The 16,338-nt window shown below is 73.3% G+C and carries 13 protein-coding genes and 1 pseudogene; 8 read left to right on the top strand and 6 right to left on the bottom strand.

Annotated elements, in window-relative coordinates; translation table 11 throughout:
• Positions 1–139: 139 nt before the first annotated feature.
• Positions 140–1,330 (bottom strand): spore photoproduct lyase family protein, encoded by a 1,191-nt coding sequence (locus tag E6U81_RS00210; protein WP_136227979.1) that lies wholly within the window; start codon positions 1,328–1,330, stop codon positions 140–142.
• A gap of 300 nt (positions 1,331–1,630) precedes the next feature.
• On the opposite strand from E6U81_RS00210, the gene E6U81_RS00200 reads away from it, so the two are divergent.
• Positions 1,631–3,358, top strand: a complete 1,728-nt coding sequence (locus tag E6U81_RS00200; RefSeq protein WP_168714511.1) for a SpoIIE family protein phosphatase — start codon at positions 1,631–1,633, stop codon at positions 3,356–3,358.
• A gap of 187 nt (positions 3,359–3,545) precedes the next feature.
• Here the strand turns inward: E6U81_RS00200 and E6U81_RS41605 are convergent.
• Positions 3,546–4,907 (bottom strand): annotated as a pseudogene (locus E6U81_RS41605) (MFS transporter); the annotation flags it as partial.
• A 132-nt stretch (positions 4,908–5,039) separates the two neighbouring features.
• Here E6U81_RS41605 and E6U81_RS00185 point away from each other — a divergent pair.
• The gene (locus E6U81_RS00185) at positions 5,040–5,639 is read left to right on the top strand and encodes a TetR/AcrR family transcriptional regulator (protein ID WP_136227976.1); all 600 of its coding nucleotides are present in this window, start codon (positions 5,040–5,042) and stop codon (positions 5,637–5,639) included.
• Between the two features lie 3 nt (positions 5,640–5,642).
• Here the strand turns inward: E6U81_RS00185 and E6U81_RS00180 are convergent, their stop codons facing one another.
• Positions 5,643–6,560, bottom strand: coding sequence for an MBL fold metallo-hydrolase (locus E6U81_RS00180; protein WP_136227975.1), 918 nt, complete (start codon positions 6,558–6,560; stop codon positions 5,643–5,645).
• 167 nt (positions 6,561–6,727) lie between these two features.
• Here E6U81_RS00180 and E6U81_RS00175 point away from each other — a divergent pair, with 167 nt between their 5' ends.
• Together E6U81_RS00175 and E6U81_RS00170 are read left to right on the top strand one after the other, a co-directional pair.
• Positions 6,728–6,937 carry a hypothetical protein gene (locus tag E6U81_RS00175; protein ID WP_136227974.1) on the top strand — a complete coding sequence of 70 codons (210 nt, stop codon included), beginning with the start codon at positions 6,728–6,730 and terminating at the stop codon, positions 6,935–6,937.
• Positions 6,924–8,315 carry an amidase gene (locus E6U81_RS00170; protein WP_136227973.1) on the top strand — a complete coding sequence of 464 codons (1,392 nt, stop codon included), beginning with the start codon at positions 6,924–6,926 and terminating at the stop codon, positions 8,313–8,315. Before E6U81_RS00175 ends, E6U81_RS00170 begins: the two co-directional genes overlap by 14 nt.
• A 13-nt stretch (positions 8,316–8,328) precedes the next feature.
• Here the strand turns inward: E6U81_RS00170 and E6U81_RS00165 are convergent, their stop codons facing one another.
• Together E6U81_RS00165 and E6U81_RS00160 are read right to left on the bottom strand one after the other, a co-directional pair.
• Positions 8,329–8,682 carry a hypothetical protein gene (locus E6U81_RS00165; protein ID WP_136227972.1) on the bottom strand — a complete coding sequence of 118 codons (354 nt, stop codon included), beginning with the start codon at positions 8,680–8,682 and terminating at the stop codon, positions 8,329–8,331.
• Positions 8,683–8,699: 17 nt separating this feature from the next.
• Entirely contained in the window at positions 8,700–9,230 is a 531-nt protein-coding gene (locus E6U81_RS00160) for a hypothetical protein (RefSeq protein ID WP_136227971.1), read from the bottom strand.
• Between the two features lie 210 nt (positions 9,231–9,440).
• Between E6U81_RS00160 and E6U81_RS00155 the strand changes: the two genes are divergently transcribed.
• Complete coding sequence (locus E6U81_RS00155) at positions 9,441–9,938, top strand: metallophosphoesterase (RefSeq protein WP_136227970.1); 498 nt, start codon at positions 9,441–9,443, stop codon at positions 9,936–9,938.
• A 64-nt stretch (positions 9,939–10,002) separates the two neighbouring features.
• Here the strand turns inward: E6U81_RS00155 and E6U81_RS00150 are convergent, their stop codons facing one another.
• Complete coding sequence (locus tag E6U81_RS00150) at positions 10,003–10,911, bottom strand: aldo/keto reductase (RefSeq protein ID WP_136227969.1); 909 nt, start codon at positions 10,909–10,911, stop codon at positions 10,003–10,005.
• A 71-nt stretch (positions 10,912–10,982) separates the two neighbouring features.
• On the opposite strand from E6U81_RS00150, the gene E6U81_RS00145 reads away from it, so the two are divergent.
• The 3 genes from E6U81_RS00145 (at position 10,983) to xdhB (ending at position 16,337) form a co-directional block, all read left to right on the top strand.
• Positions 10,983–11,996 (top strand): ArsR family transcriptional regulator, encoded by a 1,014-nt coding sequence (locus tag E6U81_RS00145; RefSeq protein WP_240803587.1) that lies wholly within the window; start codon positions 10,983–10,985, stop codon positions 11,994–11,996.
• A 466-nt stretch (positions 11,997–12,462) separates the two neighbouring features.
• Positions 12,463–13,941: an FAD binding domain-containing protein gene (locus E6U81_RS00140; protein ID WP_136227968.1), complete on the top strand. Its 1,479-nt coding sequence runs from the start codon at positions 12,463–12,465 to the stop codon at positions 13,939–13,941.
• A complete protein-coding gene (gene xdhB, locus E6U81_RS00135; RefSeq protein ID WP_136227967.1) occupies positions 13,938–16,337 on the top strand; it encodes a xanthine dehydrogenase molybdopterin binding subunit in 2,400 nt (799 codons plus the stop codon). Before E6U81_RS00140 ends, xdhB begins: the two co-directional genes overlap by 4 nt.
• The last annotated feature ends 1 nt before the right edge of the window (position 16,338 follow it).

Here is a 16,338-nt window from a genome sequence, read left to right as displayed (position 1 = left end):
CTCCTTGCGTGGGGGGACCTGCCGATGGAGCGGTGGGCGAGGCAGGGATGGATTTATTGAAACGTGAGAGCGCTCTCAGAGTCTGATTGTGTTCAACTTCTGTCAATGCCCTTGACACGGCAGCCTGTTCGGGAGGGCTTCAGAAGGCGTATCGGATCCGCAGCCACGGCGCCTCGGCGGCGACGAGTCCGCGCATCGCCGCGACGGCCCCGGCCTTCACGTCGCCGCGGTAGCGGACGTTCCAGCTGCCGTTCTGCGAACGCTTCGGCTCCTGGAGGCGGGGCTGCCACAGGACGTCCTCCGCGCGGGGGTGCCAGCCCAGATTGAGGTCGTGCAGGTCCTTGTTGTGCGTCAGCATGATGACCTCGGCGGCCGCCTGCTCCTTGACCCGGGCGGGCAGCACGTCGTCCATCTGCCGGAGCAGCAGGGACCAGTCACGTTCCCAGCCGGGGCGCAGGACGACGGGCGAGAGGTTGAAGTGGACCTCGTAGCCCGCGTCCAGGAAGTCCCCGGCGGCGGCGATCCGGCTCTCCACCGGGCTGGTGCGGATGTCGAGCAGCCTGGAGTCGCCCGGCGGCATGAGGGAGAACCGTACGCGGGTACGGCCGCGGGGGTCCAGGAGGAGCAGGTCCGGGTTGACGAACTTGGTGGCGAAGGACGCCTTGGCGGCGGGCCACCGCGCGAAGGCGTGCACCAGGTCGGCCACGTTGTCGCTGATCAGGGCGTCGACGGAGCAGTCGCTGTTCTCACCGATGTCGTAGACCCAGGCGAGCGGATCGCACTGGTTGGCCTCGGGCTTGGGACCGAGGCGCGCGAGGTGCCGGGAGACGTGGGCGATGGTGCGCTCGATGTTGGTGAAGACGGTGACCGGGTTGGCGTAGCCCTTGCGGCGCGGGACGTAGCAGTAGGCGCAGGCCATGGCGCAGCCGTTGGCCGGCCCGGGGGCGATCCAGTCCGCGGAGCGGCCGTTGGGCCGGGCGGTGAGCGTCTTCTTCTCTCCCAGGACCAGCGTCTGCGTCTTGATCCGGACCCAGCGGTCGACGTTCCCCTCGTTGCCGTGGAGGTCGGGGATCCGCCAGTGGGAGTCGACCGGGACGATCTCGGCGTCGGGGTACCGGGCGAGGACCTGTCTGCCGCGCGGGGAGGCCGCGGCCGCGGGTTCGGCGAAGATCGTGCCCACGGACAGCAGCCGGCGCGCGGCGGGGCCGTCCCGGAACAGCGGGCCGGCGTTCCCCGGCGGACGGGACGCCCGCCCCGGGTCGATGTCCTCCAGGCCGAACAGGGCGTCTGCGCCGTCGTCCGGACCGCCCGCGGGTGGCTGGGCTCGCATGTCGGTCTCCTGCGCAATCACGGACCTTCCACTCTAGGCGAGCCGGCGGGGCAGGGGCGCCCGCCGCTCGCTGCGGCAGGTCGGGGCAGGCCCGGAGGGCTCGGCGGTGGGCGCGAGCCCGCGGGGTGTCGTGCGGAGCATCGACCGCCGGGGAACCCGGGGGTCCCCCCGGGTTCCCCGGACGGAGTCCGGGGAGAGGCGCGGTGCCGGGCGCCGCGAGCCCGGCATGACCGGCACGTCACCCCCTACGATGGGAGGCGTCGAATGCGCAGGTGGGGGCCCGGTAGGAGAGGACGCGGGTTGAATCGTTTCGCCCGGCTCGCCACGCGGTTGCTGGCGGTGCCGCTGGGACTGGTCTGGCTGGAGCCGGCCGGGGAGGCCGCGGGCGCGGTACCCGAGTGCTGGCCGGTCGGAGCGGAACCCGACCCGGCCGTTCCGGCCTGCTGTCGGCTGGTCGCGGAGGACGGAATGCCCCGCTTCCTGTCGCATGTCGGAGACGGTTCCGACGACAACGACGGCGGCGGAGACGCGGCCTTCGCGTTCGCCGGCGTCCCCCTCGTCGGCGGTTCGGGCGAGCTCCTGGGCGTCCTCGCCGTCACGGACCGCGCCCCCCGGCAGTGGAGCGAGGACGACGTACGGGACCTGTCGGACCTCGCCGCCGCCTGCAGTGCGCAGATGCGGATGCGGACCCGCTCCGAGACCGTCCGCCAGGCCCGCGAGGCAGCGGAGGGGGAGGCGACCCGCGCGCACGAGCTCCTCAACCGTTCCGAGCTGCTCCTGCGGGCTTCCGAGGACCTCGCCGACACCAGCGGACTGGACGACGTCCGGCGGCGGGTCGGGGACCTGGTCGGCGGGGACCTCAAACCGGCCGGTATCGACCTGGTGCTGGTGCGGCAGGGAATGCTCCACCACGTGACGGGTCCCGCCGACGACGGTGCCTCCGGCCCGCCGCCCGGGAGGCTCGCCGAGCCCTTCGGCCTCGGTTCGCACTGGCCGGTCGCGCGGGCGGTGCGCGAGCACCGGATGATCGTGGTCGACGGGCCGTCGCCGGCGGACGGGGCCGATGCCGCCCACAACCCCCCGGCCACCCCGTCCTTCGACGCCCTGCGCCTCGCGACCGCCGCCTGCGTGCCCCTGCGCGGAACGCACGGCATGCTCGGGGCCCTGGTCCTGGGGTGGGACGCCCCGTACGAGATCGGCGTGGACGAGCGGGCGGTACTGACCACGCTCGCCGGTTACACCGCCCAGGCCGTCGAACGCGCCCTCCACCTCGACGAACGCGTCACCGTGGCCCGCCAGCTCCAGCGGGCCATGCTCACCGAACTGCCCGACGCACCCGGCCTGGAGCTGTCCGCCCTCTACCGGCCCGCCGCCCGCGACGACATGGTCGGCGGTGACTGGTACGACGCCTACCCGCTGCCGGTGGCACCGGGCGGGGCCGCCGCGGGCGCGCTGTCGCTCACCGTCGGCGACATCACCGGGCACGACATGCGGGCGGCCGCGCTGATGGGCCAGGTCCGCAGCATGCTGCGCCAGGCCGACCACGACCATGCGGGCGAGGGCCCGGAGCAGTCGCTCTGCGCACTGGAACGGGCCTGCCGCCGTCTGAACCTGCCGGCCAGCGGCACGGCCCTCCACGCCCACCTCACCCCGGCGACCGACGGCCACTGGCAGCTGCGGTGGAGCAACGCGGGCCACCCGGCGCCGCTCGTGGTCACCGCGGACGGCGCGGTGGAGACCCTCGAACGGCACGACGTACTGCTGCACCACGCCCTGACGCCCGGGCCCCGTACCTGCGACAGCCGTTCACTGCCCCCGGGCAGCACCCTGCTGCTGTACACCGACGGGCTGGTCGAGGAGCGGGGAGCGGACATCGATGACAACGTCGACCGGCTCGCAGAGCGGCTCGCCGCGGCTCCCCCCGACCTCCCGCTGGACGCCCTGCTGCGGTCCCTCCTGGACTCCGTCGCCCCGCAGGACGCGCAGGACGACGCCGTTCTCTTCGCGGTACGCGTCGCCGCGTCCTGACCGGCCCGCCGTACGCCCGGTCGGGCGGGGGCCGGGAGGGTCAGTTCGAAGCGGCAGCCGCCGGGCACGTTGCGTACCTCGGCGTGCCCGGAATGGGCCTCGACGATGCCGCGGACGATGCCAGTTCACGCGGGCTGAAGGGCATGGTCACGTGGTCGTCCGCGCCCACCTCCAGACGCAGCCGGCGGCACACCTCCAGCCCGTCCACGCCCGGCAGCATCAGATCGAGGACGACCAGGTCGGGCCGGTGCCGGGCGGCGGCCTCCAGGGCGGACGGCCCGTCACCGCACCGCGGGGTACACCGCGGGGTACCCGCCACCGCCTGCCGGGACCTGACGCGGCGTCCGCCGCTTCCGGCGGCGGGACCGGTGCTGCGAGTCCTGGTGAGAGTGAGGGCGAGCAGCGCGGCTGCGGCGAGGAGGGCGACCAGGCCGGCGTACAGGTGGGCCGCCGTCCGCAGCCCGTAGGACTGCGTCAGGACGCCCGCGCCGACGGCCGGCAGGCTCATCGCGACGTACGAGAGCACGTAGTACGCGGCCAGGGTCGCACTCCGGTCCGGCTGCGGGACCCGGGCGAGCACCATGCGCATCGAGCCCTGCGCCACCGCTCCGAAGGCGACACCGGCGAGCAGGGCCGCCGCGAAGACGGCGGGCAGGCTGACCAGGTGCATCCCGGCCAGCGAGAGGGCCACGGCGGCGGGGACCGCGGCGCAGCCCAGGAGGGTGGCGGCGAGGGGGCGCAGGACGCGGGTCGTCCAGACCGTGACGGCCGCCGAGAGGCTCAGGGTGAAGAAGACCATGCCGCCGGCGGCCCGGGGGGCGCCCGGGGCCACGAGGTGGACGAAGGCCGGGCCGAGGGAGGAGTAGAAGCCGCCGAGTGCCCAGACGGCGACGACGCCGGCGCCGCTGATCAGGAAGGCCCGGCGGGCGGGCGGGGAGACGGCCACGCGCGGGCGCAGGGAACGCCACGCCCCGGGGTGCGGCCGGGTCGTCTCGGGGGAAAGGGCGATGGCGGCGGCCTGGAGGAGGAAAACGAGGGCCAGGGCGAGGTAGACGGTGACGGTGGGTCCGGGTGCGTAGCGGATGAGCAGGGTGGCCGCCAGGACTCCGGCCGCCATGCCGGCCGGCGGCGCGATGCTGTTGGTGAGGGCGGACCGGCCGGGGCGCCCCGGTGGGTCGAGGTCGACGAGGGCGGCTCCGGCCGCGCTGGTCGCGGCGCCGGTGGCGAGGCCCTGGAGCACGCGGGCCGCGACGAGGGTGTCGGCGCCGTCGGCGCCCGCGAGCGCCGCCATGGCGACGGCTTCCAGGGCGAGCGAGCCGACGAGGACGGGGCGCCGTCCGAGGTGGTCCGACAGGGCGCCCGTGGTGAGCAGAGCGGCCAGGAGGGCCAGGGCGTAGGCGCTGAAGACCACGGTCACGGACAGGGCGGACAGGCCCCACCGGTCCTGGTAGACGGGGTAGAGGGGGGTGGGTGCGCCGGAGGCGGCCAACAGCGTGATCAGAACGGATGCGTTGAGGGCGAACGGCGGGCGTTTCCCCGTCGACGACATCAGCAGCTCCTCCCTTAAAGCGGATGATTAGCTTTAAGTAGGCTAGCCCCCACTCACGCCTTAACGCAAATCATTCGCTTTAAAGCGCCCTGGGCGCCCCGTGAAGCAAGAACTTTGCTTTAAGCTGCTGACATGAGCCGCAAACCGATGGTCCGCCCCGGCGGCCGCAGCGCCCGGGTCCAGGAGGCGGTCCACACCGCGGTGCGCGAACTCCAGGCGGAGGTGGGCCGCCCGGAGTTGACCATTCCACTGATCGCGGCGCGCGCCGGCGTCACCCCGTCGACGGTCTACCGGCGCTGGGGCGACCTGCAGGAGCTGATGTCGGACGTAGCCGTGGAGAACCTGCGACCGGACACACCGCCGCAGGACCACGGCGACCTGGCCGCGGACCTGCGGAACTGGGCCGAGCAGTTCGTCGAGGAGATGGCGTCCCCGGTGGGCCGCGCCTACATCCGCGACGCCCTGCTCGGGGCCCCCGACGGCGACAACGCGGCGCGGTGCTCGCAGTACGCGGCGGAGCAGATCGACGTCATGCTCGCCCGTGCGGCGGAGCGCGGCGAGGACGCACCGGGGGTCGAGTCGGTCCTCGACAGGGTCGTGGCGCCCATGATGTACCGCATCCTCTTCCGCCCCGGAGACCCTGCAGCCCCCGGAGACCCCGGAGGCCTCACCGCCGAGTACGCGCGCGGGCTCGTACGGGACCTGCTGGACGGCCTCGGCGCGCCGCACTGACCGTCAGACCACGGCGTCCGCAGCCCGGCCGGGCACGGGTTCGAGCCGGTAGGCATCGCCGTCGGTGACCACCCGGCCGGCGGTCGGGGGCGGGAAGTGCGTACCGAGCAGCAGCCCGCCCGTGTCGGCGAGCGAGGCGAGCAGTGAGCGGCGGGTCGACTCGGCCCGCCCGGGGTCGATGTCGACGCAACTGCCGATCTCCGGACGCGCCAGTTGCACGGGGTGGTGGATGCAGTCTCCGGTGATCAGGGCCGTGGCGTCGCCGCTGGTCACCCGTACGGCCACGTGACCGGGCGTGTGGCCCGGGGCCGGCACCAGCTCCAGACCGGCGGCCACGGTGACCCCGCCGGCCGGTACGTCGACCGCTTCGAGCAGCCCCGCCTCGTCGACCGGGTGCACGGAGTCGCGGAACATGGCCGCCCGCGCCTCGTCCATCTCGTAGGCGGCCCAGAAGTCGTACTCCGCCTTCGAGGTGAGGTAGCGGGCGTTGGGGAAGGTGGGGACCCAAGTGCCGTGGACTTCGCGCGTGTTCCAGCCGACGTGGTCGGTGTGCAGGTGGGTCAGCAGCACCAGGTCGACGGACTCCGGCGGGAACCCCGCCCGCGCGAGGCGTTCGAGGTAGTCGGTACGCAGGTCGTGCCACGCCGGGTTCGCGCGCGCCTTGCCGTTGCCGATCCCGGTGTCGACGACGACGCGCAGCCCGTCCACGACCATCGCGAAGCTGTGGCTGTCCAGGCGCAGGACACCATCGCGGTCCGCGAAGTCGGGCCGCAGCCAGTCCCGTTCGGAGACGACCTCGGCGGTGGCGGCCGGCAGCAGCCACGGGCCGGTCTGCGGCGGCAGGGGGATCTCGTCGATGCGCCGGACGACGACGGAGCCGACCGTCCAGGACGGGGCGGCGACGGGCGGTGCTGTGTGCACGGGGGAAGCCTTCCTTCGTCTGCGGAGGGCAAGCGCCCACCTAAAAGCGATTGATTTGCTTTTAGGTACGCTATGCCCTGCCGCCAGCTAACGCAACCTGTTAGCTTTTAGGTGCGGTGGGGCGTCCACCGCCCCCTCCCCTTCAGCCCGTTGCAGGAAGGACACCCATGTCCGCCGATGCCCTCACCCCTCCGGAGGCGGCCCGCTGGGCCGCACGCTCCGGCCTCCCCCTGGCGCCCGAACGCCACGTGGAAGTGGCGGCCACCGCCGACCACATCCACTCCGTCGTGTCCCTCCTGAGGGAGCTGGACTTCGGGGACACGCCGCCGTCCGCCGCGTACCGTGCGGGAGAGGAGCAGGACCGTGCAACCGTATGAGCTGACCGTGGCCGGCGCCGCCGAGGCGATACGGACGCGCCGGGTGTCCCCGGTCGAGCTGGTGGACTCGGTGCTGGAGCGCATCGAACAGGTGCAGCCGCGCCTGGGCGCCTACGCCTCGGTGACGGCGGACCGTGCGCGCGACGCGGCGCGCCGCGCGACGGAAGAGATCGCCGGCGCCGGGGCCAGGGGCCCCCTCCACGGAATCCCCGCGGGCCTGAAGGACCTGATCGACGTCGCCGGGACGGCCACGTCGGCGAGTTCGCGGGTACGCGAGGGACACCGGGCGCCCGCCGACAGCACGGTCGCCGCGCGGCTCTCCGCGGCCGGCGCGGTGTTCGTCGGCAAGACCCACACCCATGAGTTCGCCTACGGCCTGACCACCCCTCAGACCGCCAACGCCTGGGACCTCGGCCGGGTGGCCGGCGGATCCAGCGGCGGATCGGCCGTCGCCGTGGCGGCGCGGGCGGCCACCTTCGCGCTGGGGACCGACACCGGCGGGTCGATCCGGGTGCCCGCCGCGCTGAACGGCGTGGTCGGTCTCAAGCCCACGTACGGGCTGGTCCCCCGGCACGGCGTGACCGCGCTGTCCTGGTCGCTCGACCACGTCGGACCGATCACCCGCACCGTGGAGGACGCCGCGCTGGTCCTGGGCGCCCTGGCCGGCCACGACCCGCGCGACCCCGCGTCCGTCGCGGCACCGCCCGCCGACCACCGGCCTGGCCCCGGTACCGACCTGACGGGGCTCCGGGTGGGCGTACCGGTCAACCACTACTTCGACCACGTGGACCCGCACGTGGAAGCCGCGGTACGGCGTGCGATCGCCCGGCTGGAGGAACTGGGCGCGCAGCTCGTCGACGTCGAGATCCCGATGACGCGCTACATCCGGGCGACCCACTGGGGGCTGATGGTGCCCGAGGCGTCGGCCTACCACGAGCGGACCCTGCGCGCGGTGCCCGACCTGTACTCGGCGGACGTACGCGTCCTGCTGGAGGCCGGCGAGCTGATGACCGCCGGGGACTACCTGCGCGCGCAGCGCGCCCGCACGCTCGTGCGGCGGGCGTGGCTGGACATGGCTGCCGCGGTCGACGTGATCGCCGCGCCCACCGTGCCCATGACCGCCGTCGGCGCCGGGCAGACGACCGTGACCTGGGGCGACGGCACGGTGGAAAGCGTGTCCGACGCCTACGTACGGCTGTCGGCCCCGGCGAACGTCACGGGCGTCCCCGCACTGACCGTCCCCGTCGGCCTGGACCCCCAGGGCCTCCCGATCGGCATGCAGCTCATGGGGAGGCCCTTCGACGAGGCGACGGTGCTGCGCGCGGGGCACGCGTACGAACGGACCGGCCCCGCCCGCGGACCGGCACCGGCGGTGTAGTGGCGGGCTCGCGTCAGGCGAGCTCGATGACGACGGCGCCGTACACGACGCAGGCGGCGGCCGGGAGCACGACAAGAGCGAGCCGGACGGCCGAGAACCACAGGGCGAGGGCGCGCGAACGCCCGGTCCCGGCCCGTGAGAGGAGGACGGTCGTCCCGGCCAGCGACCCGACCAGGAGGAGGGCCGCCAGGAAGAAGGCCAGGGCCCTGGGCGAGCCGGGCTCGGTGGCGGGGCCGTAGTCCTCCGTGATCCCGGGCAGGAGCAGCCCTACGGCACACAGCGCGAGGAATGCCAGGGTCGTGGCCAGGAAATCAAAGGCCAGAGTGACGGCCCAGCCGACGGGCAGCCGGCGGGTCGGGCGCAACATCCGGTTCACCGGGCGGCTCACAGCGGGGTCTTCGAGCCGAGGCCACCGGGTGTCCTCGGAACCCAGTCGGGCGCTCCCTGGTCCTCCTTCGGGTCCGGCTCGCGCATGGTCACGCGCCAGCCGCCCTCGCCCGTACGGCCGGTGATGCGTACCTGGAACACCTTGATCTGGGCGGTGTCGTGGAAGTACACGACGACGACCTGCCGCACGGACCCCTCGTCGTAGAACTCCGCGGTCACCTTCCCGCCGGCCCCCTGCCGGTAGGCCCGGATCCAGTTCTGTGCGGTCTTCTCGATCTCTTCCCTCGCACCTTTGTCGTCGGGGTCGGCCGCGAGCGACTCCAGTGCGCCTGGCCGGCCGTCGGCCAGCCGCCAGACCAGCTCCTGCGTGACCCGGAGGGAGTCGGACGTGGGATATCCGACCACGCCCAGCGGTGCGTGGCCGGAGTAGTCCGTCGCGTACTGCAGCCTGTCCTCATCGGCGCCGCAGGCGCTGAGCGCCCCCGCCGCCAGGACGGCGGCCAGCACGGCCCGCACGGACACGGTCACCCTCATTGCGCTCCTGTCGGACGGGTCACGGCGATCCCGAGGGGAGCAACGTACCTCCCTGACCAGGAAGTTCGTCCACCGAAACGGACAAGGAGGGACACATTTCACGACCCGGTGACGCACTTCACGCCATGGCCGGAACTCGGCTGCGTCGCGCAGGGCCGTGTGTGCCGCCGGACACGCGCGGGGCGGGGCGTCTACGGTGGGGCCATGCGGCTGCTGCTGACCTCGGACACCCACGTGCCCGCGCGGGCGAAGCGCCTGCCCGAGGAGCTGTTGACGGCGCTCGGCGCGGTCGATGTGGTGATCCACGCCGGGGACTGGACCGACGAGGCCACCCTCGACCTGCTGGAGTCGAGGTCGCGGCGCCTGGTCGCCGTGTACGGGAACAACGACGGACCGGCCCTGCGGCGCAGGCTGCCCGAGATCGCCCGTGCCGAACTCGGCGGACTGCGGTTCGCGGTCGTCCACGAGACCGGCCCGGCCCCCGGACGCGAGCGGCGCTGCGCCGCGCTCTTCCCCGACACGGACGTCCTGGTCTTCGGCCACAGCCACATCCCCTGGGACTCCACCGCCCCCGGTGGTCTGCGCCTGCTCAACCCCGGTTCCCCGACCGACCGCAGGCGCCGGCCCCACCACACGTACCTGACCCTCACCGCCGAGGGGGGCGCCCTGCACGACGTCGTCCTCCACCGGCTGCCCGGCTGACCTGTCGCCGAGCCGACCGGGTGTGCCCCGGCGGCGAGCGCGGGCGGCGCCCCCGGCGCGGGACTCAGGACGCCCCCGGGCCTCGGTGCAGGGAGTCCAGAACGGCCAGGTCGGCCGTCGTCAGACGCAGGGCGCCGGCGGCCACGTTGGCCGCGAGGTGCTCCGGGTCCCCCGTGCCGGGGATCGCCAGTACGTGCGGTCCCCGCTGCAGCGTCCAGGCCAGCCGGACCTGGGCCGCGCTCGCCCCGTGCGCCCGCGCGACCTCCAGCACCCCGGCGCTGTCGTCCCCGACGGCGCCCGCCTGCCGTCCGGAGCCGGCGATCGAGTAGAACGGCACGAACGCGACGCCCCGTTCACCGCAGGTGCGCAGGAACTCGTCCTGCTCGGGCTGTACGCCGATGCCGTACATGTTCTGCACGCACACCACCGGTGCGATGGCCAGGGCCTCGTCCAGGTGGTGGGGCCGGACGTTCGACAGCCCCAGGTGGCGGACGAGGCCGGCCTGCCGGAGTTCGGCCAGCGCTCCGAAGCGTTCGGCGATCGAGTCGGTGCCGACGATCCGGAGGTTCACCACGTCGAGGTGGTCGCGGCCCAGCTGCCGGAGGTTCTCCTCCACCTGGCCGCGCAGCTGTTCGGGCCGCGCGTGGGGCAGCCATTCACCCGAGGGGTCGCGGCCGGGCCCGACCTTGGTGGCGATCACCAGGTCCTCGGGGTACGGCGCCAGCGCGCGGCCGATCAGCTCGTTGGCGGAGCGCAGCGGCGAGAAGTAGAACGCCGCCGTGTCGATGTGGTTCACCCCGAGGTCCACCGCGCGGCGCAGCACCTCGACCGCCTGGCCGCGGTCGCGCGGGACGGCTCCGCCGACGAGGGCCTCGCCGTTCTGGGCCAGGCGCATCGCGCCGAAGCCGATCCGGTTGACCGTGCGGTCGCCGAGCTTCCAGGTGCCTGCTGCCGTGATCGTCTGTGAGGTCATGCACGGGATGTTCGGTGGCGGGTAGGCTGCCGGGCCATTGGTTAAGGCATGTGTGAATCCTCGGGGTGGCGGTGCGGGCGGAACTGGCGTTCTCGGTGGGCGATCTGGCGCGGATGCGGTTCGCCGTCTCACCGATGTGGGAGGTCGGGCCCAGCATGCGACTGCTCAGGTCGGGGCACGAACACCCCGTGCACCGGGCCTGGACGGCGCAGGTCCGGCCACGGCTGGCGGCCACGGGACTCGACCGGGGCCGGCTCGCCGAACTGGTGCCGCCCTCGGGGTACGTTCCCGACTTCCTCAATCCCGCGCCCGCAGGGCCGTCCCCCGCCTTCGAGGAAGAGCTCGCCGCGATCCGGGCCGCACCCGCCGACCGGGTCCGCGGGGAGCTCGACCGGCTGCGGGCCGAGCAGGGGCGTCTCGGCCCGGGGCTGAGCGGCCTGTACGACGACGTGCCACGCCTGCTGGAGCGGGTGGCGGAGGAGATCGAGGCCTACTGGACAGTGGCCCTGGCGCCCTACTGGGTGCGGATCCGGACGGTGCTCGACGCCGATGTCTTCCACCGGGCCCGACAGGTCGCCGAGCACGGCTCGGGCCGCCTCCTGGGCGAGCTGCACTCCTCGGTGAGCTGGGACGACAGCTCCCTCCGGCTGGCCGACCGCCGGGCGCCGCTGTCCCGGCAGTCGGCCGGCGCCGGCCTGCTGCTGATCCCCTCGGTCTTCACCGGGCCGGTCCCGTTCACCCGGCTGGCGCCGCCCGATCCGCCGCAACTGGCCTATCCGGCCCGCGGTATCGGCGCGCTGTGGGGACCCCGTGCCGTCCATCGGGGCGGGGGCGGCGCCCTGGCCCGCGTAGTCGGACGCTCGCGCGCCCTGCTGCTGGCCGAACTGGACTCGCCCGCCACCACGACCGAACTCGCGCGCCGCACGGGGCTGTCGGCGGCCGGGGTGTCCCAGTGCCTCACGGCGCTGCGCGACGCGGGTCTGGTCAGTGCCCACCGGGCCGGACGCTGCGTGCTGTACGCCCGCACGTCGGTGGCCGAGGCCCTCCTGACCGCCACTTCCGACGGCCCGCCGCCCGCCTCCTAGTACTGTGGCCGGTTCCGCGCCCTCCTCCTCCGCGTCGCGGGGCGGTCCGCTCCTGGATTCCCCTACGAATGCCCGCCGGTCGCGGCGGCCGTCCCTCGTGGAATCCACCGAGTCGTGCTTGACCTGAGAACCCGCGGCAACGTAACTTCGACCGCACCCCGCTCGTGAGCTGCTGGAAGGAGGCGAAACCGGATGTCGACCGTCTCCGCGCTGATTCGCCTCGCACACCAGATCGCCTGGGCTCCGGGTCGTGTAGCACACGGCTGCTGAGCAGCCCCTTCGTCGGCGTGCCCGATTGCGGCCCCGGCACCTTCTCATCTATGTCACCCCTTACGGCACGCCGTCGCGTGCCGATGTGTCGCGCTGCGGTACTGCGGTGTCCCCGGCTGCGACCACCGGAAGAGAAAGCTCCTGACATGGCGACTTGGACAGTCCGATCGACCGCGCGCCGAAATGAGGCCGTGCGATGGTAGCGGCGCGGATCACGGTCAATGGGAAAGAGAATCGGATCTCACCGGCACCGGCCCACACCACGGTGCTCGATTTCCTCCGCGAGCGGGGCCTGACCGGTACCAAGGAGGGCTGCGCCGAGGGTGAATGCGGCGCCTGTTCCGTCCTGGTGGCCCGTCCCGGGGTGGACAAGCCCACCGACTGGGTGGCGGTCAACGCCTGCCTGGTCCCGGTCGCGGCGCTCGACGGACAGGAGGTCGTCACCTCCGAGGGCCTGGCCACCGCCGACGCGCCCGGGACGCCGGCCGTGCTGCACCCCGTACAGGAGGAGATGGCAGTCCGCGGCGGCTCCCAATGCGGCTACTGCACACCGGGGTTCATCTGCAGCATGGCCTCCGAGTACTACCGGCCCGGCCGCTGCGCGCACGCCGGTCCCGCCGAGGACGGCTCCGGCTCCGGCTCCCGCTCCGAGCACGGTCCGAACGGTTTCGACCTGCACGCGCTGAGCGGGAACCTGTGCCGCTGTACCGGCTACCGCCCGATCCGCGACGCCGCCTACGCCGTCGGCATGCCCGCGGAGGACGATCCCCTGGCGCAGCGCCGCGAGCAGTCCCCGCCCGAACCGGCCGCCACCGCGTACACGCAGGACGACAGCGCGTTCCTGCGGCCGGGCACCCTGTCCGACGCGGTGCGGCTGCTGCGAGAGCGGCCCGACGCGGTGGTCGTCGCCGGCAGCACGGATTGGGGCGTCGAGGTCAACATCCGCTCCCGCCGGGCGAGCTGCGTGGTGGCGGTCGACCGGCTGCCCGAACTGCGCGCCCTGCACGTCGGATCCGGCCACATCGAGATCGGGGCGGCTCAGACCCTCACGGAGATCGAACGCCGTCTCGACGGCGCCGTCCCGCTGCTGGCGGAACTGTTCCCGCAGTTCGCCTCCCGTCTGATCCGCAACAGCGCCACCCTCGGCGGCAACCTGGGCACCGGATCCCCCATCGGCGACAGCCCGCCCGTACTGCTCGCGCTGGAGGCGTCGTTGGTGCTCGCCGACGCCGACGGCGAACGCGAGGTCCCCCTCTGCGACTACTTCACCGGCTACCGGCAGAGCGTGCGCCGCCCCGGCGAGCTGATCCGCGCGGTGCGCGTCCCGCTGCCGCTGTCACCGGTCACCGCCTTCCACAAGATCGCCAAGCGACGTTTCGACGACATCTCCAGCGTGGCGGTCGCCTTCGCGCTCGACATCGAGGACGGCACTGTCCGCAAGGCGCGCATCGGCCTGGGCGGCGTCGCCGCCACCCCGATCCGCGCCCTCGCGACCGAGGCCGCCCTGGAGGGCGAGCCCTGGACGGAGCAGACCGTCCAGGCCGCGGCCGGGGTGCTGCGGGCCGAGGGCACGCCGATGGACGACCACCGCGCCAGCGCCGGGTACCGCACCGCGATGCTCGGCCAGAGCCTGCTGAAGCTGTACGCGCGAACCACCGAGGCGGTGCCGTCATGAGCCATCTGTCCGAACGCCCCGAGAAGCCCGTCGTAGGCCTCCCGCTGCCGCACGAGAGCGCCGGCCTGCACGTCACCGGGGCCGCCCTCTACACCGACGACCTGGTCCACCGCACCAAGGGCGTCCTGCACGCCCACCCGGTCCAGGTGATGAAGGCCCACGGCACGATCACCGCGCTGCGCACCGGGCCCGCGCTCGCCGTGCCCGGTGTGGTCCGCGTACTGACCGGCGCCGACGTGCCGGGCGTCAACGACGCCGGCATGAAGCACGACGAACCGCTGTTCCCCGACACGGTCATGTTCCACGGCCACGCCGTCGCGTGGGTGCTCGCCGAGACCCTGGAGGCGGCCCGACTCGGTGCCGCGGCCGTCGAGGTGGAACTCGACGAGAAGCCCTCCGTGATCACGCTGCGGGAGGCGATGGCGGCCGGGAGCTTCCACGGCGCCCGGCCCGTGATGGAGACCGGCGACATCGATGCGGGCTTCGAGGACTCCGCGCACGTGTTCACGGGCGAGTTCCAGTTCTCCGACCAGGAACACTTCTATCTCGAGACGCACGCGGCCCTGGCCCACGTCGACGAGAACGGGCAGATGTTCGTCCAGAGCAGCACCCAGCACCCCTCGGAGACGCAGGAGATCGTCGCGCACGTGCTCGGCCTGCACAGCCACGAGGTGACCGTGCAGTGCCTGCGCATGGGCGGCGGCTTCGGCGGCAAGGAGATGCAGCCCCACGGGTTCGCGGCCATCGCCGCGCTCGGCGCCCGGCTGACCGGACGGCCGGTCCGGGTACGGCTCAACCGGACCCAGGACCTGACCATGTCCGGCAAGCGCCACGGCTTCCACGCCTCGTGGAGGATCGGCTTCGACGCCGAGGGCCGCATCCAGGCCCTCGACGCCACCCTGACCGCGGACGGCGGCTGGAGCCTGGACCTGTCCGAGCCCGTCGTGGCCCGCGCGCTCTGCCACATCGACAACACCTACTGGATCCCCAACGCGCGGGTCACCGGCCGCATCGCCAGGACCAACAAGGTCTCCAACACCGCCTTCCGCGGCTTCGGCGGACCGCAGGGCATGCTGGTGATCGAGGACATCATGGGCCGGTGTGCGCCCCTGCTCGGCCTCGATCCCATGGAGCTGCGCGAACGCAACTTCTACCGGCAGGGCCACTCGACGCCGTACGGACAGCGGGTCCTGCACCCCGAACGGATCTCCACCGTCTGGCGCCAGGTCCAGGGCGACGCCCGCATCGCCGACCGCCGGGCCGGGATCGCGGCCTTCAACGCCGCGCACCCGCACACCAAGCGGGCGCTCGCGATCACCGGGATCAAGTTCGGGATCTCCTTCAACCTCACCGCCTTCAACCAGGCCGGCGCGCTGGTGCTGGTCTACAAGGACGGCTCCGTCCTGATCAACCACGGCGGCACCGAGATGGGGCAGGGCCTGCACACGAAGATGCTGCAGGTGGCCGCGACCACGCTGGGCATTCCGCTGCACAAGGTGCGGCTGGCCCCGACCCGCACGGACAAGGTCCCCAACACCTCCGCCACCGCCGCCAGCGCCGGGGCCGACCTGAACGGCGCCGCGGTCAAGAACGCCTGCGAGCAGATCCGCGAGCGGCTGCTCCAGGTCGCCGGAAGCCAACTGGGTGCGAACGCCTCGGACGTGCGCATCGTCGACGGCGTCGCGCGCGTCGTCGGCAGCGACGGTGAACTGGCCTGGGACGACCTGGTGCGCACCGCGTACTTCCAGCGGGTCCAGCTGTCGGCGGCCGGCTTCTACCGGACCGAGGGCCTGCACTGGGACGCGAAGGTGTTCCAGGGTTCGCCGTTCAAGTACTTCTCCTACGGCGCCGCCGCGGCCGAGGTGGAGGTGGACGGGTTCACCGGCGCGTACCGGATCCGGCGGGTGGACATCGTGCACGATGTCGGCGACAGCCTCTCCCCCATGATCGACATCGGCCAGGTCGAGGGCGGCTTCGTGCAGGGCGCGGGCTGGCTGACGCTGGAGGACCTGCGGTGGGACGCCGGCGACGGCCCGAACCGCGGCCGGCTGCTGACCCAGGCGGCGAGCACCTACAAGCTGCCGAGCTTCTCGGAGATGCCCGAGGAGTTCAACGTCAGGCTGCTGGAGAACGCCACGGAGGAGGGCGCGGTCTACGGGTCCAAGGCGGTGGGCGAGCCCCCGCTGATGCTGGCCTTCTCGGTACGGGAGGCGCTGCGGCAGGCCGCAGCGGCCTTCGGGCCCGACGGGGTCAGCGTGGAGCTCGCCTCCCCGGCGACGCCCGAGGCCGTGTACTGGGCGGTGGAGTCGGCCCGCGCGGGCGGCACGCCGTACGGCGGGCGGACGCCCGGCGGCAGCGAGGTCCCCGCCGAGGCAAGCGCTCTGAGCAATGCCTGAC

It is taken from the genome of Streptomyces sp. A0592 (assembly GCF_004795115.1).
GTDB classification, from domain to species: Bacteria; Actinomycetota; Actinomycetes; order Streptomycetales; family Streptomycetaceae; genus Streptomyces; species Streptomyces erythrochromogenes.
This window is presented reverse-complemented; position numbering and strand designations above follow the sequence as displayed.

Bases quoted from the DNA above. Each gene is read 5' to 3' on its own strand.
- E6U81_RS00210 (WP_136227979.1), bottom strand. From the start codon at position 1,330: ATGCGAGCCCAGCCACCCGCGGGCGGTCCGGACGACGGCGCAGACGCC.
- E6U81_RS00165 (WP_136227972.1), bottom strand. From the start codon at position 8,682: ATGTTGCGCCCGACCCGCCGGCTGCCCGTCGGCTGGGCCGTCACTCTG.
- E6U81_RS00175 (WP_136227974.1), top strand. From the start codon at position 6,728: ATGTCCGCCGATGCCCTCACCCCTCCGGAGGCGGCCCGCTGGGCCGCA.
- xdhB (WP_136227967.1), top strand. From the start codon at position 13,938: ATGAGCCATCTGTCCGAACGCCCCGAGAAGCCCGTCGTAGGCCTCCCG.
- E6U81_RS00150 (WP_136227969.1), bottom strand. From the start codon at position 10,911: ATGACCTCACAGACGATCACGGCAGCAGGCACCTGGAAGCTCGGCGAC.
- E6U81_RS00140 (WP_136227968.1), top strand. From the start codon at position 12,463: ATGGTAGCGGCGCGGATCACGGTCAATGGGAAAGAGAATCGGATCTCA.
- E6U81_RS00185 (WP_136227976.1), top strand. From the start codon at position 5,040: ATGAGCCGCAAACCGATGGTCCGCCCCGGCGGCCGCAGCGCCCGGGTC.
- E6U81_RS00155 (WP_136227970.1), top strand. From the start codon at position 9,441: ATGCGGCTGCTGCTGACCTCGGACACCCACGTGCCCGCGCGGGCGAAG.